The following is a 26043-nucleotide window of genomic DNA, read 5'->3' as shown; positions in this document are numbered from 1 at the left end:
GACGACCACCGGCCAGAACGCCCCCGTGGTCTGCGTGCGCGCTTCGGTGCCAGTGTGCGGACCCGCGTGCTGGCCATCGCGCTCATCCCGTCCATGGTGCTGTTCGGCACCGGTGTGGTCGCGGTGAGCCTGGTCGCGATCCGTGCCCAGGAGGTCAAGGAGTGGGCGGACTATCGCAGCGGGGTGATCGACCCGCTGCTGCGGTTCGTCACCGCGGTGCAGTCCGAGCGCCTGGCCAGCCTGACCGCCGTCGACCGGTCTCCCGCGAGCGCGGCCGGGCTGCGCGCCGGACGCGACGACACCGACCGCGCCATCCAGGAGACCACTCGCATCGCCGCCACCGCCAAGAACATGGATGCGGACGCAGGTGCGGAATCTGTGCAGGCGCTGGCGGAACTGATCGGTCGGATCACCACGATTCGGGAGTCGGTGGACAGCGGCCGCGCCGCCACCGGCGACATCGACCGCTACTACAGCGATCTCGTCGCCGCGTTGCTCGGCGCGGGCCGCGACGGCGCCCGGAAAAAGTCCTCGGACATGACCACGATGGACGCCGAACTGAACTCGCTGGCGTTGTTGCAGGTGGCCGAGAGTCATGCCCGCGTGGTCGGCCTGGTGTCCGCCGGATTGGCGCGCGGCATGCGGGCGCCGGCCGAGCGGCGCACTCTCGGAGAGGCGATCGGCGTCTACCGTGACCAGTTGACGGCGGTGGATGCGCTGCTTCCGGCGGGAGTGCGGGCGAGCCTGCGCGCCATGACCACCGGGCCCGACTGGCGGGTGGCCGAAGTCGCGGAGAACGAGATGGCCGAACGCGGCGAGATGTCGACACCGGAGGAGGAGTGGTCCGCCGCGGAGAAGGCGGTCGCGACGCGCATGATGGCTGTGGTCCGCGATCAGTTCCGGGTCACCGTCGATCTGACTGCCGCTGCCGCCGACACCATGCTCTGGCGGCTCGGCATCGCCACCGCGATCATGCTGGTCGTCACCCTCGCCGCGCTGAGCGTCTCGCTGGTCCTGGCCCGGCGCCTGGTCCGCCGGTTGCAGGCCCTGCGTTCCGCCGGGCTGGTCCTGGCCCGGGACCGGTTGCCCGCGATCATCGCCCGCATCCACGACGGCGAACAGGTCGACGTCGAGGCCGAGACCGCGGTCGCCGACCGGGGTCACGACGAGATCGGTCAACTGGCCGAGGCGTTCTCGCTGGCCCAGCGCACCGCCATGGCCACTGCCGCCGAGGAGGCGCGCACCCGCGACGGCTTCAACAAGGTCTTCCTCGACATCGCCTTCCGCAGCCAGGCCCTGGTGCGTCGTCAGCTCGACATCCTCGACATCGCCGAGGCCCGCCAGGACGATCCGGAGAACCTCGAACTGCTCTTCCAGCTCGACCATCTGGCCACCCGTGCCCGCCGCAACGCGGAGAACCTGCTCATCCTCGGCGGCCGCCAGCCGGGCCGGCGCTGGCGCAATCCGGTCGCGCTCGAGGACATCGTGCGCGGTGCGGTCTCGGAGACCGAGGGCTATGCCCGGGTGAACGCGGTGCGACTGCCCGCGGTGAGCGTCACCGGCACGGCCGTGGCCGACCTCATCCACCTGCTGGCCGAACTCGTCGACAACGCGACCGCGTTCTCCCCGCCGGATTCCACGGTGTCGGTGCACGGCGCCGCCGTCGGCAAGGGCGTGGTCGTGGAGATCGACGATCAGGGTCTCGGCATCAATCCCGAGGAACGGGCGCGGTTCAACGCGTTGCTCGAGCAGCCGCCGCAGTTCCACGAGATGGCGCTGGCCGGGCACCGGCACCTGGGGCTGTTCGTGGTCAGCCGGCTGGCCTACCGGCACCAGATCACGGTGACCCTGCAGGAGTCGGCTTACGGTGGGGTGCGGGCGATCGTGCTGCTGCCGTGGGCGATGCTCGTCCGTGGTGACGAGAACCCCACGGCCGCATTGGAACCCGTGGCCGCGCGGCGTCCCGTCCAGCGGGTGCCCGGGGTGTTCGGGGTGTCGCGTCCCGACGGCATCGCCGGGGTCGCGCTGCCGGAATCGAGCGAATCCGCACGGGCATCGACCGAACTCGCGGAGCCCCACGCATGGCACACCGGTCGGAACGGCCATCGGGCGCGCTCGGGGACCGCTCATCCGATCGTCGCCGACACCAGGCCCGCGCTGCCGCGACGCGATCGGCTCAGCCACCTCTCACCCGAACTACGCGTCGACGCGGACGAACCCGCGATCGATCAGGTCGCGCCCCCGCCACCGGTCCGTGGCCGCGCGCCCGACGCCGTGCGGTCGGCCATGTCCGCACTGCAACGCGGGACCCGCCGCGCCCGCTCCGCCCATCCCCACCAGTGAAGAACGGTCCGCACATGAACGACGACATGATGGTTCGACACGCGCCAGCGGGGGCACTCGACTGGCTGCTCACCAACCTGGTGAACAGCACCTCCGGCGCGGAATGCGCGGTGGTGCTGTCCGCGGACGGCCTGGCGCTGGCCGGCTCGGACGGGATCGATCGCGAGGACGTCGAGCACTTGGCCGCCATGGCGTCGGCGCTGCACAGCCTCGCACGCGGGGTGGGCACGCGATTCGCCAAGGGCGGCCTGCACCAGACCGTCGTCGAACTCGAACTCGGCTACCTGCTCGTCACCGAGGCCGGTCACGGCGCCTGTCTGGCGTTGCTGGCCGATATCGACGCCGATCTGGGACTGATCGCCTACGAGATGAACGTGATCGTCGGCCAGGTCCGCGACCAGTTGTCCGCCGCCCCGCGAACATCGAGAACGCCGCTGCTGTGAACGGCGAACCCGAGGAGGAATGGGGCTACGAGGACGATCCCGGCCCCTTGGTCCGTCCCTTCGCGCTCACCCGCGGCCGGGCCGGCCGAGACGTGGCCGATCTCGACATCCTCACACTCGTCATCTCGGTGGGCTACGAGGGCGAGGTGAACAGCCTCGACCGCGAGTACGCCGAGATCTTCCGGTTGTGCCGCAACCGGCCGTTGTCGATCGCCGAGATCGCGGCCCATATGAATCTGTTGCTGATCACGGTGAAGGTGCTCGTCGGCGATCTCATCTCGGCCGGATATGTGATCTTCCGGTCACCACCGAAGGCCGACGTCGGCCCCGATCCCGAACTCCTGCAGGCGGTACTGGATGGCATTCGCAGACTCTGACGGCAACGGCGCCCACCCTCGGGAACTGGCCGTGAAGGTTCTCGTCGCAGGCGGTTTCGGGGTGGGCAAGACCACGCTGGTCGGCGCGATCAGCGAGATCACGCCGCTGCGCACCGAGGAGCAGCTCACCGAGCTGAGCACCTCGGTCGACGACCTGCGCGGGATCGAGGGCAAACGCACCACCACGGTCGCGCTGGACTTCGGTCGCATCACCATCGACCCCCGGGTGATCCTGTACCTGTTCGGCACGCCCGGCCAGGACCGGTTCTGGTTCCTGTGGCCCGAACTCTCCCGCGGTGCGCTGGGCGCGGTGGTCCTCGTCGACACGCGGCGGCTGGCGGACTGCTTCGCCGCCGTGGACTATTTCGAGTCCCGCCGCATCCCGTTCGTGGTCGCGGTGAACTGCTTCGACGGGGCCGACCGGTACGCGCCCGCGGAGATCAGCGCTGCGCTGTCGTTGCCGCCGCACGTGCCGGTGCTGCTCTGCGACGCCCGCGACCGGCAGTCGTGCAAGGAGGTGCTGGTGTGCCTGTTCGAGTACATCGTCGCCGCCCGGCGCGGCAGGCCGAGCCCGGTCGGCTGAGGCCGAGGGAACCCGGGACGTGGAACCTGTTCGTCGGGCCGGGCACACCAAGCTGGCGGAAGAATATTTTATATAGTACACATTGTTGTGGCGTAGCCTGCGTCACAGCGTGAGAGGAACTTTCCATGACGAAGTCGGTCGAGATCGGGGTACTGCCCGCGCACCCGGAGGCGTCCTACATCGATGGCCGCTGGGTGCCGGTGTCGTCACCGCAGACCTTCGACGTGCTCAACTGCGGAACCGAAGAGGTCGTGACCACTGTCGGCGCCGCGAGCGCCGACGACGTGGACGCTGCGGTAGCCGCGGCGCGCGGGGCCTTCGACAGCGGTCCGTGGCCGCGGCTCTCGCCCGCCGAACGCGCGGGCTACCTGCGCGCGATCGCCGCCGAATTGACCCGCCGCGGCGACGATTTCGCGCGATTGTGGTCGATCGAGTCGGGCATCGTCTACTCGCTGGCCAAGACCCGGCTCCCGCTGTTCCTGTCCGGGGCGTTCAACGCCTACGCCGATATGGCCGAGACCTTCGCCTTCCGCGAGGAGCACACCCCCATGGCCGGCGGGACGGGTCTGCTGATCCGCGAGCCGGTGGGTGTCGTCGCGGCGATCGTGCCGTGGAACGGTCCCGCCGGGCTCATGGCCTACAAGTGCGCGCCCGCCCTGCTCGCCGGGTGCACGGTCGTGCTCAAGCCCCCGCAGGAGGCACCCACCTCGGCCTACCTGTTCGCCGAGATCTGCGACGCGGTCGGGTTGCCGCCGGGGGTGCTCAATGTGGTGACCGCCGATCGCCGGGTGTCGGAGTCGCTGGTACGCCACCCGGGCGTGGACAAGGTGACCTTCACCGGTTCGACGGCAGCGGGCCGGGCCATCGGCGCGATCTGCGCCGATCGTATGGCCCGCTGCACCCTCGAACTGGGGGGCAAGTCGCCCGCGCTGGTGCTCGACGACTACGACATCGGCGCCGCGGCCAAGGCGCTCGCGGGCGGCATCAGCTATCTGTCCGGGCAGGTCTGTCACAGCCTGACCCGCGTCATCGTCAGCGAGCACCGGCACGACGAACTCGCCGAGGCGCTGGGCGCTGCCATGTCCGCGGTGAAGGTCGGCGACCCGTTCGACGAGACCGTGCAGATGGGCCCGCTCGCCTCGGCCCGCCAGCGCGAACGCGTGGAGTACTACATCGCCGCCGGGACCGCGGGCGGCGCCAGGCTCGTCACCGGCGGCGGCCGCCCGGCCGGGCTGGAGCGCGGCTTCTTCGTCGAGCCCACCGTCTTCGCGAATGTCGACAATTCTTCGGTGATCGCGACCGAGGAGATCTTCGGCCCGGTGCTGGCCGTTGTCCCGGCCGAGAACGAGGACCACGCGGTGGCCCTGGCCAACGACAACCCCTACGGGCTCAACGCCGCGGTCTTCACCACCGACAGTGATCGCGCCTACCGCGTGGCCCGGTCCCTGCGCACCGGCACGGTGGGGCACAACGGCCCGCGCACCGACTTCTCCATCGCCTTCGGCGGTTTCAAGATGTCGGGTATCGGCCGGGAGGGCGGTTCCGAGGGCCTGCTGCCGTTCCTGGAGACCAAGACGCTGGTGCTCGACAGCGCCCCCAGCGACACCGCGGGATTCGGTAACTGATTCCCGCACAGAACTTTTTCATCACCGAGTAAGACAACAGGAGAGAGATCCATGGCTGGAATCGACGGGCGCTCGATCATTGTGACGGGCGGCGCGAGCGGTATCGGTGAGGCGGCCGCGCGCCTGTTCGCCGAGAACGGCGCGAAGGTCACCATCGCCGACGTCACCACCGGAGCGGGGGAGGCGCTGGCGGAGAAACTGACCGCCGAGGGCTACACCGCGCAATTCGTGACCGTCGACATCACCGACGAGGATCAGGTGAAGGCGATGGTCGATGCCGCGGTGTCGGCGTACGGCAGGCTCGACGGCGCCTTCAACAACGCCGGGGTGCCCAACAACGGCAAGAAACTGGCCGACATCAGCCGCGAGGAATTCGAGCGGGTGTTCCGGATCAATGTCACCGGTGCGTTCCTGTGCATGAAGCACGAGATCCCGGCCATGATCGAGGCCGGTGGCGGTTCGATCGTCAACACCGCTTCGGTCGGTTCGTTCATCTACATTCCGATGGCCGCCGAATACAGCGCCTCCAAGCACGCGCTGGCCGGTCTGACCAAGGCCGCGGCCGCGGAATACGGCGAGGTGGGCATCCGGGTCAACGGCATCGGCCCCTCGACCGCCAAGACGCCGATGTACCTCGAGTACCTGGAGAAGAATCCCTCCTACGCCGACACCGTCGCGGCCACGCACGCCCTGCGCCGTGCCAGCGAGCCGGTCGAGCACGCCGAAGCGGCCATGTGGCTGCTGTCGGACGCGGCCTCGTTCGTCACCGGCACGACCATTCCGGTCGACGGCGGGTACACGCTGTACTGAGCGAATTCCGAGAAGGCCTTCCCGATTACGGTCGGGAGGGCCTTTCTGCTGTCCGGATCGGCTCGCGAACAGGGTGCAGCCGAAATTTCTCGACTGTCCAGAATTCTGGACAGGGAAAGTACTGCGAGCTGCCTACCGTCACATCTGGAAATGGCGTCCAAGCATTCACGCCCATTTCCTTACCTGCGCATACCGCGCGCGTTCTATTCGGCTGGGGGCAGCGGTGCTCGCCGGTCGGTTGGAGGTAGTACAGATGTTCCGGACCACACGTCGTTCACGCCGGGCCGCCGCCGGGCTCGCAGCCGCGTTTCTCCTCGCCTCGGCGGGCTGGCTGAATACGCCCGTCTCGGGCGCCGACCCGGGTGCCAGGTTCTTGGTGATCGGCGGCGCGGGCTCGTCGAACATCAGTGTGCTCGGTCTCGATCGGGCGGGCGCCCTGTCTCGGGTGGCCGGGTCCCCGTTCCCCGCCGGGACCGGCGGCTTGTCGCTGTCGGTCACCTCCGACGGGCGGAAAGTGTATGCGACCAACACGGTTTCGGGCACCGTCGAGGGATACGCGCTCGCCGCGAACGGCACGCTCAGCCCGGTCCCCGGCGCGCACCTCGACCTCGGCGGGCCGGGCGTCGGAGTGCTGCCGTCGCCCGACGGCCGGACGCTGTTCGTCACCACCGGCACCGTGACCAACGAGATCCGCTCCTATCGCATCGCCGCGTCGGGCGCCCTGGAACCGACCGGCGCCGCTCCGGCGCGGATTCCGGGAGTGAGCGGACTCAGTATGCCCGCCATCACCCCCGACGGCCGGTTCCTGTTCGCGGTCGGCTGGCTCGAGGCGACCGTGTTCAGTTTCGCGGTCGGCCCGGACGGTGCGCTGACACTGGTGGATTCGGCAGCCGCGGGTCTCATGTCGACCATTCCCGGCGTCACCCCGGACGGTCGTTTCCTCTACACCAGCAATGAGGCCCAGGGCGACATCTCGGCCTTCGCGATCGGGGCCGATGGCCACCTGAATCCGGTCCCCGGGTCCCCCTTCCGCACCGGAGTGATGCCGCTGCCGCACGGCGCGATGTTCACCTCGGACGGCAGGCGGATGTACCTGGCCGAATCCATGGCAGGTGGCATCGCGGGCTTCTCGGTCGCCGGCGACGGCGCGCTGACACCGCTGCCCGGCTCGCCCTACCCGGCGCCGATGGGGGCAATGCCCGGCCGTGTCCTGGTGGACTCGGTGTCGCAGCGGGTCTTCCTCGTCGACGCGCTCACGGTCGCGGGAACGTCTCGCGTGCACACCTATGCGATGGCCGCCGACGGACGGTTGACCTCCGCCGGAGAGCCCGTGGACACGGGCCTTATCTTCTCGGACGGTCCGTCCGCGGGCATCGCTACGCAGGGTTGATACTTCATATATTATATTTTGTCGTACCGACAGGGCTGCTGCCAAGGGAGAACCACGATGAAACCGTACCGTTCGATGCTCTTCGTTCCCGGCCACAAGGCCGCCTGGGCCGACAAGGGGGTCGCCTCCGGCGCCGACGCGCTGATCCTCGATCTCGAGGACTCGGTGCCCGCCGCCGACAAGGCCGAGGCCCGCGGCATCGTCGCCGCCACCATCGATCGCCTCACGGCCGAAGGGGTGCGCCCCGATCTGTGGGTCCGAGCCAACCCGGAGGTCAGCGGGCTGCTCGGCGCCGACCTGGAAGCGATCGTGCGCCCGGGTCTGGCGGGCCTGTTCCTGGCCAAGGTGTTCACCGCCGCCGAGATCGTGCGTCTGGACGCGGTGCTCGGGCACATCGAACAGCGTGAGGGCATCGACGTCGGCACCGTCCGGCTGATCGTGTCCTACGAGACGGCGGTCTCGATGGCGCACTGCGAGGAGATCGCCGCGGCGAGTCCGCGGGTGGCGTCGCTCCTGGGCGCCACAGGGCCGAATGCCGACGTGGGCCGTGAACTCGGCTTCGAGTTCACCCCGGCCGGGCTCGAGACCCTGTATCTGCGCAGCCGGATCGTGTTGGCAGCGCGGTCCACCGGCCTGCACCACCCGCTGGCGGGCGTGTGGCAGGACATCAAAGATCTCGACGGCGCCCGCCGGTTCTGCCTCGACAACCGGCAGCTGGGCTACCGCGGGCTGGTCGCCATCCACCCCTCCCACGTGGCGATCGCCAACGAGGTGTTCTCCCCGTCACCCGACACGGTCGACTTCTACCGGCGCATGATCGAGGCGTTCCGGACGGCCGAAGCGGCCGGCAGCGCGGCAGTCGACTTCGAGGGCCAGCACATCGATCTCGCGCACGTCAAGACGGCGGAGGGCGTCATCGCCCTCGCCGACGCGCTGGCCGCCCATCGCTGAGCGGCCTCGGGTGGGTGTCCAGAAATCTGGACATCCGCCCGGCGAATGTCCGCGCAGCATGGGTGGCGCAGGACGCCTGCATACGTCAGGACAGAAAGGCAACGTTCACCGATGAGCAGCACACCGGACCAGGCCACCAGGGATCTCGCCGAGAACTGGGTCAAGGCCCTCACCGACATCGATCTCTTCATCGAGATCAGCCATGACGACTGCCTCGTCTGGCACAGCGCCGACGACAAATGGGTCACCGTCCGCGACGCCGTCGCCGCGGTGTACGAGCGCTCCGGTGACGGTGCGGTGCCGACCTTCGTGCCCGGCGGGATCACCTTCACCGAGCACGGCTTCTTCAACGAGTGCACGACGGAGGTCACCATCGGCGGTCAGGAGATGAAGCTGCACCTGCTGCAGATCGTCGACGTCCGCGACGGCAAGGCCGCCCGGGTGCGGGAGTACATCGGCCCGGAGATGGGCGTTCAGCCCTGATCCCGGCTCTGCCGGTCCATCGCTGTACCGCCCGGGAGCCGGGCACACAACCATCCGAAAGGTTCACCATGAGCGACCTGCTCGCCCTCGTCGAGACGCACTACGAGGGACTGGAAGCCGGCGATCTCGAGCGCGCCGCGAGCCCGTTCACCGACGATGTCGCGGCCGAGTTCCCGTCCGGCCCGATGTCCGGCATCGAAGCGCTGCGTGGCCTCATCGGCGCCTTCATCACCGCATTCCCCGGGATGAAGATCGAGCGCCGCAACATCTGGACCGACGGCGACACCGCCATCGCCGAACTCGTGTTCACCGGTGTCCAGACCGGGCCGCTCGCGACCGCCCAGGGCGAAGTCCCTCCGTCGGGCCGCACGGTCACCTTCCCGCTCATCGACACCTTCACCGTGCGCGACGGCAAGGTCGCCGAGCACCGGGTGTACTGGGACAACGTCAGCTTTCTGACCCAGCTGGGCCTGATGCCCGCCCAAGCCGACGCCTGAGCACCGCGCCGAGACCCGAACCCCTCCGGCCCGTGGCCGGAGGGGTTCGTGCTGTGTGCCGAGTTGCCGGAGGGGCTGCCCGGTGTGCAAATTGCTGGACATCCGCGCAGAGCGGGAAACCATAGCCTCCCAGACATGACCTTTGATTCGACGTCGACAGGTGGTCGGGGAGTGTGGCGCAGGCGGGTTCTGATTCCCGCACTCGCCGCGATCGTGCTGCCCGGCTTCACAGCGACAGCGCCGCCCGCCGCAGCTGACACCGCCGGCTATCACCTTTACGCTCACGGTTTCCTCAGTGCCGGCCTCGCGGGCTACAACGCGACCGACTCCGGGCAGCCGACACCCATCGCGGGCCGCCCGACACCCGGCGCGCTGAACTGGCCGCAGGCGGCCACCCCGGACGGTCGCTTCCTGTTCGCCGCTCCGGGCAGCGATCCGCGTCTGATCCCGTACGCGATCGGCGCCGACGGTGAGCTCACACCGGGGACGGCGCTGCCGCTGCCGGACGTGCCTGTCGATATCGCCTTGGCCCCGAACGGCCGGGACGGTTACGTATTGGTCGGGCTGCACAACGCGCGGATCGTCCCCGTGCGAATCGGCGCCGACGGCACGCCGGTCGCCAACGGTGCGCCCGTCCCGTTCGGTGACGCCGCCGACGGCGTCGCCTCGGGCGCCGTCTCTCCGGACGGCCGCCAGCTCTACGTCGCCAGCCTGCTATTGCGCCAGGTGCTGGTGTTCGACATCGGCGCCGACGGTTCCGTGTCGCCGGTGCGGCAGCGGGTCGGCACCGGCCTGAACCCGATCTTCCCGCGGGTGTCCCCGGACGGCAGGCACGTCTACGTGGTGAACGAGATCAGTGGTTCGGTCTCCGGCTACGCCCGCGCCGAGGACGGTACCCTCACCGAGATCGCCGGGTCGCCGTTCCCCACGGGTCTGCTGCCGCATGTCACCAGCATGACCCCCGACGGCCGGTTCCTGTACGTGCCGAATATGGGCTCGGGACACATCAGTTCGTTCGCGGTACAGCCCGACGGGGTCCTGATTCCCCTGCCCGATGTCGATTTCGCGCCCGGCAAGCCGGGGACGTGCGCCGAGGCCACGGTGCTCTCGCCCAGCGGCACGACGTTGTGGGCGCTCGGCACCGACCCTCTGCGCGGTGGTGAGGAGATCCTGCACCGCTTCCGGATCGGTCCCGACGGCGTCCTCGACCTGGACGAGTCGGTGGACAGCTACACCGGCACCTATGTCGCCGACGGCCGCACGCTGTCGCTGGCCGCTACTCGCTGACCGACGCGCACCGGCCCGCCGGGATCGATCGATCCCGGCGGGCCGGTGGTTGTCCGGTCAGCGACGAGACGCGCGGCGGCCTTTCCACGTTCGTCCTGGCTGCCGGCCGATGACACGTCCGCCCCATGTGCTCGGTGAAGGTCGGCGACTTCGCCGGTCGGCAGGTTCACAGCGGCCACTGCAGGTGCTTGACTTCGAAGAACTCGCGGAAGCCTTCTTCGCCGCCTTCTCTGCCGATGCCGCTGTGGCCGGGACCGCCCCAGGGGGCGTCGGCCCGCATGCCGCCGCCACCGTTGATGGTGACGGTGCCCGACCGCAGCCGCCGGGCGAATTCGATGGCCTCAGGGGTCGGCCCCCAGACATTGGCGTTGAGTGCGTATTTGACGTCGTTGGCGATGCGGACGGCATCATCGAGGTCCGTGTAGGGCATGATCACACCCACCGGTGCGAACAGTTCCTCTTGGGCGATCTCGGCTTCGTTGGGCACACCGGTCACCAGGGTCGCCTCGAGGAAGAATCCGTTGTCGAGGCCCGCAGGCCGGCCACCACCGACCGGGATATCGGCGCCGGCATCGCGGGCTCGGGCGAGAAAGCCTTCGACGTCGACGCGGTGTTCGCCGGTGATGAGTGGCCCCAGGACGGTGTCCGGCGCGAGCGGGTCACCGACGGTGAGGCTGCGCAGGAACGCGCCCGAACGTTCGACATACTCGTCGAAATCTCTCTGCGGCACCAAACTTCGCGTCGTCGCGCCGCACGCCTGGCCGCTGTTGCGAGTGAAACGCAACGCCGAGGCGGGAACGGCGCGTTCCAGATCGGTACCGGGCAGCACGATGTTGGGTGACTTGCCGCCGAGTTCGAGGACCACCTTCTTCAACGACGGCGCGGCCAGAGTGAGGATTCTGCTGCCGACGGCGGGGGAGCCGGTGAAGGTGACCATGTCGACTTCATATGCGGTGACGACCTGTTCGGTGACCGCGGGCGGGCCGAACACCAAATTGACCGCGCCCGCCGGGAATCCGGCTTCCTCGATCAGCTCGACGAACGCGGTGGTGAGCAGCACGGCCTTGGGCGAGGTGACCAGTATCGCCGAACAGCCTGCGGCGAGTGCCGCGCCGAGTTTATAGGCGCTCATCATGATCGGCACGTTGTAGGCGACGATCGCCGCGACCACGCCCGCGGGTTGGCGCAGCAGCATGCTGCTGGTGGTGATCGGATCGTGGTCGAGCGGCATCGGCTGTTCGTAGCCGTCGCGTGGTCCGCGAACGGCGGCGTCGGCGAACCAGCGGAAGAATTTGGCGGGCAGGTCGACGTGGAGGGTGGCGCCGCTGCCGACCGGGGTGCCGATCTCGGTGGCGGCGAGCCGGACCAGTGCTTCCCGGTTCGCCTGGAGGAGGTCGGCGAGGCGGTGCAGCAGAGCACCGCGTTCGGCGGGGCGGAGCCGGCTCCATGCCCCGTCGTCGAACGCGCGTCGAGCCGCCGACAGCGCCGCGGCCACCTGGACGGGACCGGTGGCGGGAGTGAGCGCCACCTGGAGACCGGTCGCGGGGTTGATCGTGGCGATCGGGTCGCCGTCGCCGCCGGTCCAGCGACCGTCGATGTAGCTGGAGGCCGCACGGATCGGAGTAGTCATGCGCGAATCCTTCGCGGGTAGAGATCGGATGGGGGAGAGCGCTCAGCCGACGCGGGAAGCGGGCCAGTCCCTGGCGGGAGAGCGCCAGGCGGGCCAATGGTCCTCGGGCTCCGGGCGGGTCACCGATACGTGGTGAAAGCACTGCTGGCATTTCACGACCATGCGCGGGCCGAGGAAGTTGGCGACGGGATAGCGGGCCAGCTTCGCCGCACCGCAGGCCGGGCATACGCCGTCCACGCGTATCCGTTCGACGTAGACGCGCTCGGCCTCGGGGCGGGGGAACAGGAGTCGATCGACTGACATGGGTTCGTCCTCGTCTTCAGAGTGTCCAGGTGCGGGGAGTGGCGACCGGCACCTGCCAGCGCCCTTGGGCGCGCTCGCTCGCCAGGCGCGCGCGCAGTGCCGTCGTGGCCGCTTCGTCCACTTCGCCGTCGTTGAACACGACGCCGTAACCGGCGGCGGCGAATTCGGTGCTCACCAGTCCCGCGCGCACGTCGGCCGCGACCCGGTCGGCCTCACGCTCGAGCGGATCGCCCCAGCCGCCGCCACCACCGATGACGAACCGCAGGGCGTCGCCGGCTCGCAGGAGCAGACCGGAGAACTTACCCGTCCGATAGCGCGCGCCCCGCCCGAATTCGCCGTGGTTCGGGTCGGGCCTGCCGTCGGCGTCGAACATGCCGAACAACGGCTCGATGCCGCGCAGATCCAGCGGATCGGCGTGCCGAGCGAGATCGAAATCCTCGATGTACCAACCGAATGCGGGAGCGCCCGCGCCGCCTCCGTTCGAGCCGGGCGCCCCGACGCGGATCCGGTCGGCGGTGACGGTGACCATCGTGTCGGACTCGGCGTAGATCGAATACACCGAGCCCGCGCCACCGCGATACCGACCGGCGCCTGCCGTATCGACCACCATTTCGTGCTGGACGACGACCAGCGGGCTCTCGATCTCGAGATGCTCCTGCACGGAGGTGCGGCAGTTGCCGATCGGGATCACGCAGAACGAGACACCGTCTTCCTTCCAGGTGCCGCCCCAGCCGCCGCCGGCGAGCGCGAACGCGCCCCACGGCGTCCCCTCGTGCCCGGCCCGGGTGTCGATGCCGCCGAGGCTGACGACCACCGCGGTGCCGGTGTCGCAGGCGAAGGCCTCGTCGGTGGCCCGGCTGAGCGCCTGGGTCACCACATTGATGCCGCGTGCGCCGATATCGGCGTGGTTGGAGCAACTCGACGGTGGCAGGACCTGCACCACACTGCCGGACGGCAGGATCGTCTCGATCGGACGCAAGGTGCCGCTGTTGACCGGCGTGGACGGGTCGACCATCAGCTTGACCGCCTCGATGCAGCGGCTGGCCTCGCACCAGGCGGTGCCGCAGTTGCCCAGCGGCTGACGGCCGGAACCGGAGAAGTCGATCTCCATCGAATCCCCGCGGACCTTCACCGTGACGTGCACGGGGATCGCTTCGCCGCTCACGCCGTCCTCGTCGAGGAAGTCCTCAGCGGTGTAATCGCCGTCCGGAATGCTGGCGATACCGCGGCGCATGCTCGCCTCCGTCGACTCGATGGCATATCGCCCAGCGGCCCGGATCCGGTCCAAACCGCTACGGGCGACGAGTTCCCGCAACTGCCGTTCGCCGACGACCAGGCAGCCGTGTAGTGCGCGCAGATCGCCGAGCACGAGCTGCGGCACCCGGTTGTTCTCCAGGAGGAAGTTGAAGGTCGGCCGCACCGGAACGTCGTTGGCGTACAACAATGTCGGCGGCAGCTTGAGCTGTTCCTCGAAGTGCGTCTGCGTGCCGTTGGAGAAGCCGCCGGGGATCGCCCCGCCGAGGTCGACCAGGTGCGAGGTCGAGTGCAGCAGGAACTCCACCCGGCCGTTCACGAATACCGGACGCAGCAGGTTCACGTCGGACTGGTGGATGGTGCCACGCCACGGGTCGTTGACGAAGATGACGTCGCCGGGCTGCATCGTGTCGATGTCCCAGTCGTCCATCACGAAATTCGCGATGTGCGGCGCGGTGAAGGCGTGCTGCATGCAACCCTCCCACAGCGCGACCGTCTCCCAGCCGTCGTCGGTGCGCATGTGGATGGCGCTGGTGCAGTCGAGGATGTCGCGGCAGACCGGCGAGAAGGCGCTGCGCATCAGGGAATCCAGCATCTCGCGGGCGACTTCGATGAGGCCGTAGCGCAGGATGTCGAGCTCGACGTCGACCGCGGGGCCGGGGGTATCGGTGGTGCTGGTCATGGTTGCTCCTCAGGCCTGCGGCTCGATGATGAGATTGGTGTCGTCGTCCACGTGGGCGGCGCGGCCGGGCAGCACCAGGGTGGTCGCGAACTTCTCGGCGATCAGGGCGGGCCCCGGCACCGGGCGATGCGGCGCGAGACGTTCACGGACGTGGATCGGCGCCTCGACGGGTTCGGTGGTGCCCGGCACGGTCAGCCGGGTGGTACGCAGGAAGGACCCGCCCTCGTCCGGTGTGCGGTCGGCGGCGCGGAGTTCGCGCGGGATCACCGCGGTCACCTCGACGGTGGACACGACCACGGGGATCTCGGGGGCCGCGAAACCGTAGGAGTCCTGGTAGAACTCGTGGAATCGAGGGATCAGCTCGCCGACCCGCTCGGGTGTGAGCGCGGCCGCCTCGATCGGCAGCCGGTTGTCCCAGGTCTGGCCCCGGTACATCGCGAACACGGCGCGTTCGAAGCGCAGGCGCGACACATCGATGCCCTGATCCCGCAGATCGGTTCTGATGCCGTCCTGCAACGCCGTGAACGCGGCTTCCACCGCCTCGGCGTGGTCGGGCGCCAGCGGAGTCATGATGGATCGCGCGCGCGTCACCATGAGGTCGCTGCGCAGCAGACCGAGAGCGGAGAACTGGCCGGGACTGCGCGGCACGATCACCTTGTCCACGCCGAGGATCTGACCGACCCGGTCGGCGAGCATCGGCCCCGCCGACCCGGACGGTTGCAGAGCGAACTCACGGATATCGAGGCCGCGGTACACCGAGATGCTGCGCACCTTCGCCGCGATGTCCTGGCAGGCGATCTCGTAAGCGGCCGAGGCGAGTTCGAGTGCCGACATGCCCCACTGCTTGCCGGTTGCGCGCAGCGCCTGGACCGCGGCGTCCACGTCGAGCCGGATGGCGCCGTTGGCGAACAGGTCGGGCGCCAGGATGCCGAGCGCGGCGCAGGCGTCGGTCAGTGTGGGCTCCACGCCGCCACGCTGGTAGCAGACCGGGCCGGGATTCGATCCGGCCGAGGCCGGGCCGACGGCGACGGTGCCGAGCGCGCTGGGGCGGATCAAGCTGCCCGCGCCGGAACCGATGCTTTCGACGTCGACCAGCGGCATGGTCAGCGTCAGCCCGGTCTCCAGGGTCCAGGTGTCGGTGAGTGGAGTCCTGCCGCCGCGGATCGCGGCCACGTCGGTGCTGGTGCCGCCCACATCAATGGTGAGCAGGTTCGGCACGCCGCTCTCGTCGGCGAGCTTGACGCTGCCGCTCACCCCGCCGACCGGGCCGGAGACGAGCTGGAACACCGGCGCCCGTCCGGCGTCGGCGAAGGTCGCCACCCCGCCGTTCATCATCATGATCCACAAGGTGCCCCGGTAATCCTGTTCGGCGAGCCGGGCCATCAAGCGCTGGAGATAACCGACGACGGCTGGACCCACATAGGCGTCCAGGGCCACGGTGGTGGTGCGCTCGTGCTCGCGCGTCACCGGATACAACGCCGAGGTCTGGATGTAGGCGCCGGGCAGTTCCTCGGCGACGATCTCGGCGGTGCGCTGCTCATGGGCGGGGTCGATGTAGGAATTCATCAGGCAGACCGCCACCGAGCGGGCGCCCTGCGCACCGAGTTCTCTGGCAGCGCGGCGCACGGCGTCCTCGTCGAGGGCGAGTATTTCGCTGCCGTCGTAGCGCAGCCGGCCGGGTACCCCGAAGCGCGACTCGCGCCGCACGATCGGGCGTTCCTGGTGGGGCCGCAGCCACGTCGGATCGTAGAAGCGGTCGCCGAATTCGCGGTGCATGCGCCCGATGTCGAGCAGATCGCGATGGCCGCCGGTGGCGATCAGACCGGTGTGCGCGCCCGTCCGGCTCAGCAGCGCGTTGATCCCCACGGTGTGTCCGTGCACGATCTCGGCGACCTCGGGCACGGCGACATCGATCGCCGCCAGCGACCGGAGGACGCCGACCTCCTGTTCCGTGGTGGACAGGACCTTGCCGTCGCGGACCTCGCCGGTGGCTTGGTTCAGCCCGATGATGTCGGTGAACGTGCCACCGACGTCGATGCCGACGATCCAGTCGGCCTTCCGTTCACTCTGTGTCATACCGCGCCTCCGGGCCCGTGTGCAGCGGCGATGGTGCCGCTCTATGTCGCAGGTCACTTTTCCGCTCGGCGGGCGCGAGGACATCCACCGCGGGTGAGAGATTCGTACGACCTTCGGCCGGTCCGATCGGATCAGGCGCGGATCGTCGTCGGGTCCGCGTTGCGCAACCAGATCGAAACCGCTTCGGCGCGATTGGCGGCGCCGAGTTTGCGCAGCACGCGGGTGATGTGGGTTTTGACGGTGCCCTCGGAGATGGTGAGCTTGCGGGCGATGCGCGCGTTGGAGTCGCCCGCGGCGAGCAGCCGGACGATCTGCACTTCACGTCGGGTGAGAATCGCGTCGTCGTACCGGCTCGCCGCGATCGATGCGGTGACAGCCGGTCGCGGTGCGGACCAGCGGCCCAACCCGTCGAGCTGAGCGCGCATCGCCGAGACGCCCTCGAGCACGGACACTTTCGCCAGCTGCTGGCTCAACCCCTGAGCGAAGGCGGACAGAAGCAGCTGATCGACCTCGTCGAGCGCCCGCTGCTGGTGGTAGCAATCGCCGTGCACGAGGCCGACCACGGCGCCGTCGACCACGATGGGTGCGATCCCGTAGGAGGAGGATTTGGTGATCGCCGCCAGCGGGCGGTTGACCCGGGGGTTGTCCTGCACCTCGTGCACCAGCACGGCGCGCGCGTCGACCACCGTGTCATTTTCGACCAAGCCGTTGTCGAGGATCGGTGGGTTCTCCCGTCCGACCGCGACGATGTCGGCCGCCCACTGGGGATCGCGGACGACGAACATCGTGTGCAGACGCCACGCTCCGTCGACGGTGGAGACCAGGGCCCGATCGAAACCGAGACTGCACGCCGCTTCCGGGACCCGGGCCAGCAGCGAGTCCACGGCGGTCTCGCCACTCATCTCGGCGAGTGCCGCGTGCACCCTGCTCAGCCGCCGCGTCCGGTTCGCGAGCCGGATCTGCGCCTGCATGGATTCCGCCGCCCTGATCCGGTCGAGCACACCGAGCAATGCGGCCAGCCGGGTGGGAGAGGGCGCGCCCGTGTCCGCTTCGCGCAAGGCGTGGGAGGTGACCATGTCCCAGAGTTCGCCCAGGTTCCATTCGTCGGTGGCGGCTCGATGTTCGGCCGGATCGCGATCGACCGCGGCGTGCGCCTGCGCGGCGATCTCGGCGATGGTGGCGTTCAGCTCAGCGACACTGCGCTGTCTCGATGAACTGGACATGCGCGACTCCTGTATCCGCTGTCTTCGACACGATCTGGTGGACCACGAGCCGAGGGCCGGACCACCGATGGATGCCCGGCTGTCGCCGGGAGCCGTGCGGGCCGGTCGGCGCTGCCTCATGGTGCGGAGGTGACATCGCCGCCGGCGCGACCGGCGGTCTCCGAGGGCAGTTCGCCGAACCGTTCGCGGTACTGATGCGCGAAGCGGCCGAGGTGGAAGAAGCCCCATTTCATCGCCGTGTCACTCACCGAAGTGGCTCGGCCGGAGGTCAATTCGGCACGTACCCGGTCGAGTCGCACCGAGCGGACGTAGGCGCTCGGTGACATCCCCACAGCGTCGCGGAAGCCCAGCTGTAGCGCCCGGGCGGTGACTCCTGCACGGGCGGCGAGTTCGGCGGTCGAGACGTCGGCGTCGGGGTTGGCGTGGATATAGGCGACGGCGTCCCGTACCCGAGCGTGGCCGATGTCCGGTGCCGAGCCGGTCAGCCTCGGGGTGAGCTGGCTCGGCGCGGTGAGCAGGATCTGTGTCATCAGTGTCGACTCGAGTTCGCGGCAGGCCAGCGGCATCGTCGACACCCCGCCTTCGCGGGCCAATTCGTCGTAGACGAATCGGGTCGAGGCCAAAAGGGCACGGCCGGTGGGGGAATCGATGGGGAAGGTGAGGTCGAACAGGACCGGTTCGGTCTCCCGGTGGCCGAGCAGCCTGGCCGCGTGACGTTCGAAGGCACCTCGGCGCAGATTGATGTGATAGTGCGCCGCGTCGGCGCTCCAGCGGATCGATACCGGAGCGTCGTGGACGAACGCCACTCCGGCCTCACCCGCGCCGAACGAGCGGCGCGTGCCGTGCTGCGCCACCGTGCTCTGTCCCGCGACGGCCAGGTTCACGTGATAGCACGTCTGCATCGCCGGCCCGTCGATGCGCGCGGCGGTGCCGTAGGCCATCCGGCCGACGGTCAGGCTCTCCGACCGCACTGTCTCCAGGGTGAAGTCGACGCCGCCACGCTCGTCGAGGGCGAGTTCGTGGTGGGCGAAGGTGGCGGCCACGTGGTCGTGGGCGGCGGCCGGATCTTCCGTGCGAAAGGCGCTCACGCACGCCGCGGGTGCTGACGGCAACGGCAGACCCTCCTTCCAGGCGTGAGGGGTGTCACATAGTCAATATAATATATCGTCCACTGGCGACATGACGGTTCGTTCGAAGGACAACGCGCCTTCGTCAGGCGGATTGTGACCCAGATCTCTCGACCCTACGGTCGTCCTCACGGCGCTCGCCGAAGAAAACCATTGCCGTAGGAGGACCGTCATGCCCGACGCACCGACACCGCTCGAGGTGACCCGCGAACCCCGCGACGGCACCTGCCCACGATGCGGCGCCGCCGAACTGCGCGCGTATCCCGTGGTCGCCGAGCGGGGCTGGGTGCGGGTGGTCAAGTGCCAGCATTGCCTGCATTCCGTGACGCGGGAGCCGTGGCACCGCCTCGGTCCCATCCAGCTGCTCGCCGACTTCGTCTGAGCACCGAACCACGACAGGAGACACCATGATCGCAGTCGATGTGGGCGGCACATTCACCGACGTCGTCGCCTGGCGCGACGGGCGGATCCACACCGCCAAGATCTCCACCGATTACGCCGAGGTCGCGGGGCCCGTATTGCGTGGCGCCGAGATCCTCGGCGTCGCGGACGCGGCGGTGTTCAACCACGCCAGCACGCACGGTCTCAACGCCGTGATCACCCGCCAGCTGCCCAAGATCGGCTTCCTGACCACCGAGGGGCACCGCGACATCCTCGACATGGGCCGCGTCTGGCGTCCGGCCGAGGCCATCCTCGACCCGCACTGGCGGCGCAGCTTCGGTGACGCGTCCAGGCCGCTGGTGCAGCGCTACCTGCGGCGCGGCATCCGCGAACGGATCACCGCCGACGGCGCGGTGCTCTTCGGGCTCGACGAGGATCAGGCCAGGACCGAGCTCGAGGTGCTGCGCCGGTGCGAGGTCGCCGGTGTCGCGATCTGCTTGCTCAACGCCTATGTCGAGCCCGCGCACGAGCTGCGGCTGCGCGAGCTGGTCGGCGAGGTGCTCGGCGACGTGCCGTGCTCCATCTCGAGCGAGGTGTCCCCGCTGGCGAAGGAATACGCGCGTGCCTCCACCACCGTGATCGACACGCTGATGAAGATCATCTACACCGACTACACGGCGAGCCTCGAGAAGGGGCTGAGCGAACTGGGTTTCGCCGGCCAGCTCAACTTCGCCGATTGCGCTGCGACCCTGGTGCCGTCGGCGCAGGCGATGGAGCAGCCGTTCCGGATCGTGTTCTCCGGTCCCGCCGCCGGAACCGTCGCCTGCGCCCACTTCGGCGCGCTGATCGACGAGAACGACCTGCTGTGTGCCGACGTGGGCGGCACGTCCTGTGACATCAGCGTGGTCAGCGCCGGGGAACCCTTCGTCGACACCACCTTCGAACTCGAGCACGACCTCGTGGTCAACGCCCTCGCCAACGACATCTCCAGCATCGGCGCGGGCGGCGGCAGCATCGTATCCCTCGGTGCCGCCGGAGAAATCCAGGTCGGGCCCGACAGCGCCAAGGCGCAGCCAGGCCCGGCGTGTTACGGCCGCGGTGGCACCCAGCCCACGACGACCGACACCTGCCTGCTGATCGGGATCCTCGGCACCGGCGACTTCGCCGGTGGGGAACTGCGACTCGACGCCGACGCGGCACGGCGGGCGTTCGAGTCCCTCGACACCGAACTCGACCTGGCCCATCGAGTCCGCTACGCCTACGAGATGGCGGTGAACAACATGGCCGAAGGCGTGTTCAACGTCGCCATCAAGAACGGCGTCGATCCCCGCGACTACAGCCTGGTCGCCTTCGGCGCCGCGGGCCCGATGTTGCTGCCGGCGGTCCTCGATACGGTGCAGTGCAAGCAGGTGATCGTGCCACCGAACCCGGGCCTGTTCTCCGCCGTCGGCCTGCTGTCCACCGACCAGGTGTTCACGGTCGACCGCAGTGCGTATCTCATGCTCACCGGCGAGGCCGCTCCCGCGATCGATGCGTTGTTCGCCGACATGGAGGAAAGGTTGCGGGCGCGGACCGGCGGCGGATCGGTGCGGATGCTGCGCAGCATGGACGCGCACCTGGCCGGACAGAGCTGGGAGACCCCGTTCGTGCCCGTGCCGAGCGGCACGATCGACGAAGCGGCGGTGGCCACCATGGTGTCCGCTTTCCACGACACCTACGAAGCACGCTCGGGCAACCGGTTCGAGACCATGCCTGTCGAGGGTGTGACGTTCCGGGTCCGCGCCGTGCTCGACACCCCCAAGGTCGAATACGCCGAACTCGCGGTCCGTTCCGAGGCGGACGGGCCGCTCACTCCGATCCGCACGGTCACTCTGCGCTATCTAGGTGACCTGGACGCGGATGGCGTCGGTGCCCAGCAGGCCCACGTCTACGACCGCGTGAGCTTGCGAGCCGGTGACGTGCTCGACGGCCCGGCGGTGGTCGAGGAAGAACTGTCCACCACCCATGTCGGCGCGGGGCAGCAGGCCACCGTCGGCCGGTACGGCGAAATCGTGATCCAGAGGAAGTGACATGTCCAGTCCCCCCATCCCCGCCGCCCCTCGGCTCCGAGACCTCTCCGAGGCGCAGTTCCACGATCGATACGGGTGCGACCGGTTCAGCGCGACCGTGATCACCAACCGGCTGCGCTACGCGGTCGAGCACATGTCCACCGGTTTCATGCGTGAGGCGTTCTCGCCCATCATCCGCGACTGGTACGACTTCGCCTGCACTATCAGCGGTCCCGCCGGCAAAGGCTATCCGATGGCCGTGGTCAGCAACAGCCTGGTCGTCTTCCTCGGCACCATGGGCGACGCCGTCCGAAACGCCGTGGAGGAGTACGGGTCCGAGAACCTGCGTCCCGGTGACGTGCTGATCTGCAACGACCCCTATCGCGGTGGCAGGCATGTCAACGATGTGGCGTTCACCCGTCCGGTGTTCGTCGACGGTGAGATCGTTTCCTTCGTCACCATGTGCGCGCATCAGCTCGACATGGGCGGCACAGTGCCCGGTGGTTTCTCGGCAACCAAGAGCAACGTCTTCGAGAACGGGCTGGTGATCCCGCCCATGTTGCTGTGGTCGCAGGACGAACCGGTGCGCTCCACCTTCAGCCTGATCTTCGACAACACCCGGTGGGGCGGCATGTTGCTGCCCGACTTCAAGAGCATCTTCCAGCAGTTGAAGCTGGGGGAGCGACTGGTACTGGAGAACATCGATCGGTACGGCCTCGCGGCGTACCTCGGCACGCTCGACTATGCCTGTGACACCTCCGCCGAACGGATGCGCGATGCGATCGCGCTGATACCCGACGGCGACTACGAGGGTTCGGCGCTGATCGACGCCGACGGTCTCGACGACACGATCGACTACACCGTGCGGGTGCTCGTGCGCAAACGCGGCGAGAACATGGAGATCGACCTGTCCGGCACCTCGCCCCAGGCGCGGACCTGCATCAACTGTGGTGTGCTCGACGCCAAAACCGCTGTGGGAGTGGCCCTCACGATGCTGCTGGATCCGAAGGTGCCGTTCACCTCGGGCACCTGGCGCAACGTCGACATCGCGGTGCCGCCGGGCACCATCGTCTCCTCTCTGCCGCCGGACGGCGGGATCATGATGTTCTGGGAGGCTTCCGGCGCCGTCGCGTCGGCGATCTTCGACGCGCTCAATCCCGTACTCGGCCGGTACGGTGTGGGTGGCGACTACGGCTCGACCAATACGCACAACGCGTCGGGACTGCGGGCAGACGGCACCGCGTGGACCTCGGCCACCCAATGCGGCGGCGAGCACGGCCCCTGGGGCGCCACCCACGTCGGCGACGGCGACAGCTACACGGTTCTGTTCACGCTCAACAACCTCGATCCCGCGACCGAGACGATCGAACGCGATTCGCCCGTGGTGCTGTTGCGCAAGGAACACGCCATCGACACCGGCGGCGCGGGAACGTTCCGCGGCGGCGCGGCCAATCTCAAGGACGCGCTGTGGCTCACCGCCGGAGCGCACTACCTGTCGCCGTTCCGCACCAAACAGCCGTCCGGTGTGGGCGCGAACGGCGGACAGGCCGGGCCAACCGGAGCGATGTGGCTGTTCCCGCCACGTGACGACAGCGCGACCCCGGGAATTCTGGGCACCGGCACGCAGGTCTACGCCGACAGCGTTCCCGTCGCCGGCGTGCTCGATCCCGAGACCAAGGCGCTGGACCCGATCGACGGCCGGTACCACTACTTCGCCGCCGAACAGGTGTGGGCCACCGAGCCGAACACCATCCTGCGTTGCCTCACCAATGGCGGTGGGGGCTGGGGCGATCCGTTGCGTCGCGATCCCGAGCGGGTGCTCGCCGACGTTCGCAACGAGTACGTGAGCATCGCGGGCGCAGCGCGCGACTACGGCGTGGTCGTTCATGGCGACCCGCGTCTGGATCCCGAGGGACTGCGCATCGATCGCGAGGCGACGGCGCGTCTGCGCGACGCCCGTCGGTCCGATCGCCCGCAAGAGACAGGAGACAACTGATGAAGGGGATCGTGTTCCCGGGAGACGGGACGACGGTGTTGAAGGACTTCCCCGAGCCCGAACCGGGATCCGGAGAGGTCGTGGTGAAGGTCCGCGCCTCGGGGATGTGTGGCTCGGATCTGCACTTCTACCACGGCGCTTTCGATTTCGACCACTCGGTGATCCAGGGTCACGAACCGTGTGGCGAGGTGTACGCGCTCGGCGACGGCGTCGACCCGGCCCGGTTCGCCGTCGGCGACCGCGTGATGATCCACCACTACTTCGGCTGCGGCACCTGCCGCCGCTGTCGCGCGGGCTGGCCGCAGATGTGTGAGACCGCGCCGGGTAAGACCATGGCGGTTCATGTCGACGGTGGCCACGCGCCGTTCGCCCTGGTGCCGGCCTCGGCGCTGCTGCCGATGCCGGAGGGACTGTCGTTCGAGGCAGGTGCAGCCATCGGGTGCGGCACCGGGACGGCGTGGGGCGCGATCAAGCGGCTCGGCGGTGTCTCGGATACGACCACGGTGGTGATCGGACAGGGCCCCGTGGGGCTTTCGGCGACGATGTTCGCGGCATCGATGGGCGCCCGGGTGATCGCGGTCGATGTCGATGACCGCAGGCTGGCCGAGAGTCGCCGGTTCGGTGCCGATCTGGTGGTGAACTCTCGCGAGCGGGACGTCGCGGCGGCGGTCGCCGAGTACACCGGTGGGCGGATGGCCGATGTCGTCATGGAGACCTCGGGGCGCGCCGGTGACGACGCGCTCGCTGTCCTCGGCACCTTCGGCCGGGCCGTGTTCATCGGCCTGCCCGGTCACGTCCAGTTCACGACCCAGGCGGTCTACAAGAAGCAATGGACGCTGATGACGTCCTGGACCATGTCTTCGATCGAGCAGGCGCGATGCGCAGATTACGTTGTCGCGCACAATCTTCCGGTCGATGACTTGTACTCGCACACCTGGACCATCGAGCAGGCCGACGAGGCCTACCGATGGTTCGACAAGCAGGACGCGGGCAAGGGCGTCTTCCTGTTCGGCTGACCGCCGCGCCTTTGTTGATTCGGAGACAACTATGACGATTACCGCTACCCATCCCGTGCCCGCGTTCGTCGGCAACGCGCAGCGCAACCTGATCGGCGGGCGCTGGGTGCCCGCCGCGTCGGGCGAGACCATCGACGTCGTGAATCCGGCCACGGGCGGCACCCTCGGCACCATCGCCGCGAGCGGCGCCGCCGACGTGGACGCCGCCGTCGCGGCCGCGCGCGCGGCCTTCGAAGGCCCTTGGCGCCGCTGGACGCCCCACCAGCGTCGCTCGTTGATCCTGCGCGTCCACGACCTGGTCCTCGACAATTTCGAGGAACTCGCCACCATCGAGACCCTCGACATGGGCGCCCCGCTGGCCCGGACCCGGGGCCTGCGGGAGTGGACCTCGCAGGTGCTGCAATTCTTCGCCTCGCAGGTCGACGCGGGCACGGCCACCACGCCGCCGAACTCGCTGCCCGGCGACTTCGTGACTTTGCGCTATCGCGAGCCGGTCGGCGCGGTCGGCGGGATCATTCCCTGGAACGGCCCGCTCATCGGCCTGTGGTGGATCTTCGGCCCGGCGCTGGCGACCGGTTGCACCGCCGTCCTCAAACCAGCCGAAGACGCATCGCTGTCGGTGCTGCGAGTGGCCGAGTTGCTCACCGAAGCCGGGGTGCCCGACGGCGTCGTCAACGTGGTCACCGGGTTCGGCAGAGATGCCGGCGCCGCGCTCGCCGAGCACCCCGGCGTCGACCGGATCGCGTTCACCGGCTCGGTCGGTACCGCGCGGACGATCGTGCGCGCCTCGGCCGGAAACATCAAACGGCTCCAGCTCGAACTCGGCGGCAAATCACCCGACATCGTCTTTGCCGACGCCGACTTGGACAAGGCAGTCCCCGGCGCGGCGATGGGCGTGTACACCAACAGCGGTCAGGTCTGTGTGGCCGGTACGCGGATCTTCGTCCAGCGCTCGATCCACGACGAATTCGTCTCGCGCATGGCGGAATTCACCAAGACGATTCGGGTGGGCGACGGTCTCGACCCGGACAGCCAGCTCGGCCCGCTGATCTCGCGACGTCAACTCGAACGGGTGCTGAACTACATCGACATCGGGAACAAGGAGGCCGAACTGGTCAGTGGCGGCAGGAGGCTGGACGGCGACCGGGCTTCGGGATTCTTCGTCGAACCCACGGTGTTCGCCTCCGCGACGAACGAGATGACCATCGCGCAGGAGGAGATCTTCGGCCCCGTGGCGACGGTGATCCCGTTCGACGACGCGGACGAGGCACTGCGCCTGGCCAACGCGACCCCCTACGGCTTGGCGGGCGGTGTCTGGACCAGAGATCTCGGCACCGCGCACCGGGTGTCGCGGGGTCTCACCGCGGGCACCGTCTGGGTCAACTGCTACGGCGTACTCGACCCGTCGGTGGGCTTCGGCGGAACGAAGATGAGCGGCTACGGCTGGAAGGGCGGCCGCGAGCACGTGGAGAGCTACCTCTACCCGAAGGCGGTCTATATGAATCTGGGCTGAAGCGC

The 26043-nt window shown here is 68.8% G+C and carries 22 protein-coding genes; 16 read left to right on the top strand and 6 right to left on the bottom strand.

Features of this window, described 5'->3' with window-relative positions:
* Window positions 1-54: 54 nt before the first annotated feature.
* The 11 genes from NB3_RS29310 (at window position 55) to NB3_RS29260 (ending at window position 10789) form a co-directional block, all read left to right on the top strand.
* Window positions 55-2343 carry a sensor histidine kinase gene (locus tag NB3_RS29310; protein ID WP_157112075.1) on the top strand — a complete coding sequence of 763 codons (2289 nt, stop codon included), beginning with the start codon at window positions 55-57 and terminating at the stop codon, window positions 2341-2343.
* A 14-nt stretch (window positions 2344-2357) separates the two neighbouring features.
* Complete coding sequence (locus NB3_RS29305; RefSeq protein WP_228827020.1) at window positions 2358-2786, top strand: roadblock/LC7 domain-containing protein; 429 nt, start codon at window positions 2358-2360, stop codon at window positions 2784-2786.
* Window positions 2783-3163, top strand: coding sequence for a DUF742 domain-containing protein (locus NB3_RS29300; RefSeq protein ID WP_067809767.1), 381 nt, complete (start codon window positions 2783-2785; stop codon window positions 3161-3163). The genes NB3_RS29305 and NB3_RS29300 overlap by 4 nt, the downstream gene beginning before the upstream one ends.
* Entirely contained in the window at window positions 3144-3746 is a 603-nt protein-coding gene (locus tag NB3_RS29295) for a GTP-binding protein (protein ID WP_067809766.1), read from the top strand. Before NB3_RS29300 ends, NB3_RS29295 begins: the two co-directional genes overlap by 20 nt.
* 125 nt (window positions 3747-3871) lie before the next feature.
* Window positions 3872-5371 (top strand): aldehyde dehydrogenase, encoded by a 1500-nt coding sequence (locus tag NB3_RS29290; RefSeq protein ID WP_067809764.1) that lies wholly within the window; start codon window positions 3872-3874, stop codon window positions 5369-5371.
* 51 nt (window positions 5372-5422) lie between these two features.
* A complete protein-coding gene (locus NB3_RS29285) occupies window positions 5423-6181 on the top strand; it encodes an SDR family NAD(P)-dependent oxidoreductase (RefSeq protein ID WP_067809762.1) in 759 nt (252 codons plus the stop codon).
* A 253-nt stretch (window positions 6182-6434) separates the two neighbouring features.
* Complete coding sequence (locus NB3_RS29280; RefSeq protein WP_067809761.1) at window positions 6435-7571, top strand: lactonase family protein; 1137 nt, start codon at window positions 6435-6437, stop codon at window positions 7569-7571.
* 57 nt (window positions 7572-7628) lie between these two features.
* On the top strand, window positions 7629-8522 hold the full coding sequence (locus NB3_RS29275; protein WP_067809759.1) for an HpcH/HpaI aldolase/citrate lyase family protein: 894 nt from the start codon (window positions 7629-7631) through the stop codon (window positions 8520-8522).
* Between the two features lie 111 nt (window positions 8523-8633).
* The gene (locus NB3_RS29270) at window positions 8634-9005 is read left to right on the top strand and encodes a nuclear transport factor 2 family protein (protein ID WP_067809757.1); all 372 of its coding nucleotides are present in this window, start codon (window positions 8634-8636) and stop codon (window positions 9003-9005) included.
* Between the two features lie 68 nt (window positions 9006-9073).
* A complete protein-coding gene (locus tag NB3_RS29265) occupies window positions 9074-9502 on the top strand; it encodes an ester cyclase (RefSeq protein WP_067809755.1) in 429 nt (142 codons plus the stop codon).
* 135 nt (window positions 9503-9637) lie between these two features.
* Window positions 9638-10789, top strand: a complete 1152-nt coding sequence (locus NB3_RS29260) for a lactonase family protein (protein ID WP_084823775.1) — start codon at window positions 9638-9640, stop codon at window positions 10787-10789.
* 166 nt (window positions 10790-10955) lie between these two features.
* Here the strand turns inward: NB3_RS29260 and NB3_RS29255 are convergent, their stop codons facing one another.
* From NB3_RS29255 to NB3_RS29235, 6 genes are all read right to left on the bottom strand, one after another.
* Window positions 10956-12419 (bottom strand): aldehyde dehydrogenase family protein, encoded by a 1464-nt coding sequence (locus NB3_RS29255; RefSeq protein WP_067809752.1) that lies wholly within the window; start codon window positions 12417-12419, stop codon window positions 10956-10958.
* Between the two features lie 42 nt (window positions 12420-12461).
* Window positions 12462-12722, bottom strand: coding sequence for a hypothetical protein (locus tag NB3_RS34575; RefSeq protein WP_084823774.1), 261 nt, complete (start codon window positions 12720-12722; stop codon window positions 12462-12464).
* Between the two features lie 16 nt (window positions 12723-12738).
* On the bottom strand, window positions 12739-14658 hold the full coding sequence (locus NB3_RS29250; RefSeq protein ID WP_067809750.1) for a hydantoinase B/oxoprolinase family protein: 1920 nt from the start codon (window positions 14656-14658) through the stop codon (window positions 12739-12741).
* A 9-nt stretch (window positions 14659-14667) separates the two neighbouring features.
* Window positions 14668-16734 (bottom strand): hydantoinase/oxoprolinase family protein, encoded by a 2067-nt coding sequence (locus NB3_RS29245; RefSeq protein WP_067809748.1) that lies wholly within the window; start codon window positions 16732-16734, stop codon window positions 14668-14670.
* 131 nt (window positions 16735-16865) lie between these two features.
* Window positions 16866-17957, bottom strand: coding sequence for a LuxR C-terminal-related transcriptional regulator (locus NB3_RS29240; protein WP_067809747.1), 1092 nt, complete (start codon window positions 17955-17957; stop codon window positions 16866-16868).
* Window positions 17958-18073: 116 nt separating this feature from the next.
* Window positions 18074-19069, bottom strand: coding sequence for an AraC family transcriptional regulator (locus NB3_RS29235; RefSeq protein WP_244892133.1), 996 nt, complete (start codon window positions 19067-19069; stop codon window positions 18074-18076).
* 187 nt (window positions 19070-19256) lie between these two features.
* Here NB3_RS29235 and NB3_RS29230 point away from each other — a divergent pair, with 187 nt between their 5' ends.
* From NB3_RS29230 to NB3_RS29210, 5 genes are read left to right on the top strand one after another with little or no spacing between them, the layout of a single operon-like run.
* A complete protein-coding gene (locus NB3_RS29230) occupies window positions 19257-19466 on the top strand; it encodes a hypothetical protein (RefSeq protein ID WP_067809743.1) in 210 nt (69 codons plus the stop codon).
* Between the two features lie 25 nt (window positions 19467-19491).
* Window positions 19492-21534 carry a hydantoinase/oxoprolinase family protein gene (locus tag NB3_RS29225; protein WP_067809742.1) on the top strand — a complete coding sequence of 681 codons (2043 nt, stop codon included), beginning with the start codon at window positions 19492-19494 and terminating at the stop codon, window positions 21532-21534.
* A 1-nt stretch (window position 21535) separates the two neighbouring features.
* Window positions 21536-23509, top strand: a complete 1974-nt coding sequence (locus tag NB3_RS29220; RefSeq protein WP_067809740.1) for a hydantoinase B/oxoprolinase family protein — start codon at window positions 21536-21538, stop codon at window positions 23507-23509.
* Window positions 23509-24525 carry an alcohol dehydrogenase catalytic domain-containing protein gene (locus NB3_RS29215; RefSeq protein WP_067809738.1) on the top strand — a complete coding sequence of 339 codons (1017 nt, stop codon included), beginning with the start codon at window positions 23509-23511 and terminating at the stop codon, window positions 24523-24525. Before NB3_RS29220 ends, NB3_RS29215 begins: the two co-directional genes overlap by 1 nt.
* A 31-nt stretch (window positions 24526-24556) precedes the next feature.
* Complete coding sequence (locus NB3_RS29210; protein WP_067809737.1) at window positions 24557-26038, top strand: aldehyde dehydrogenase family protein; 1482 nt, start codon at window positions 24557-24559, stop codon at window positions 26036-26038.
* Window positions 26039-26043: the final 5 nt, after the last annotated feature.

Origin of the sequence: Nocardia beijingensis NBRC 16342 (assembly GCF_001612785.1) — a bacterium.
Classification (GTDB): Bacteria; Actinomycetota; Actinomycetes; order Mycobacteriales; family Mycobacteriaceae; genus Nocardia; species Nocardia beijingensis.
This window is presented reverse-complemented; position numbering and strand designations above follow the sequence as displayed.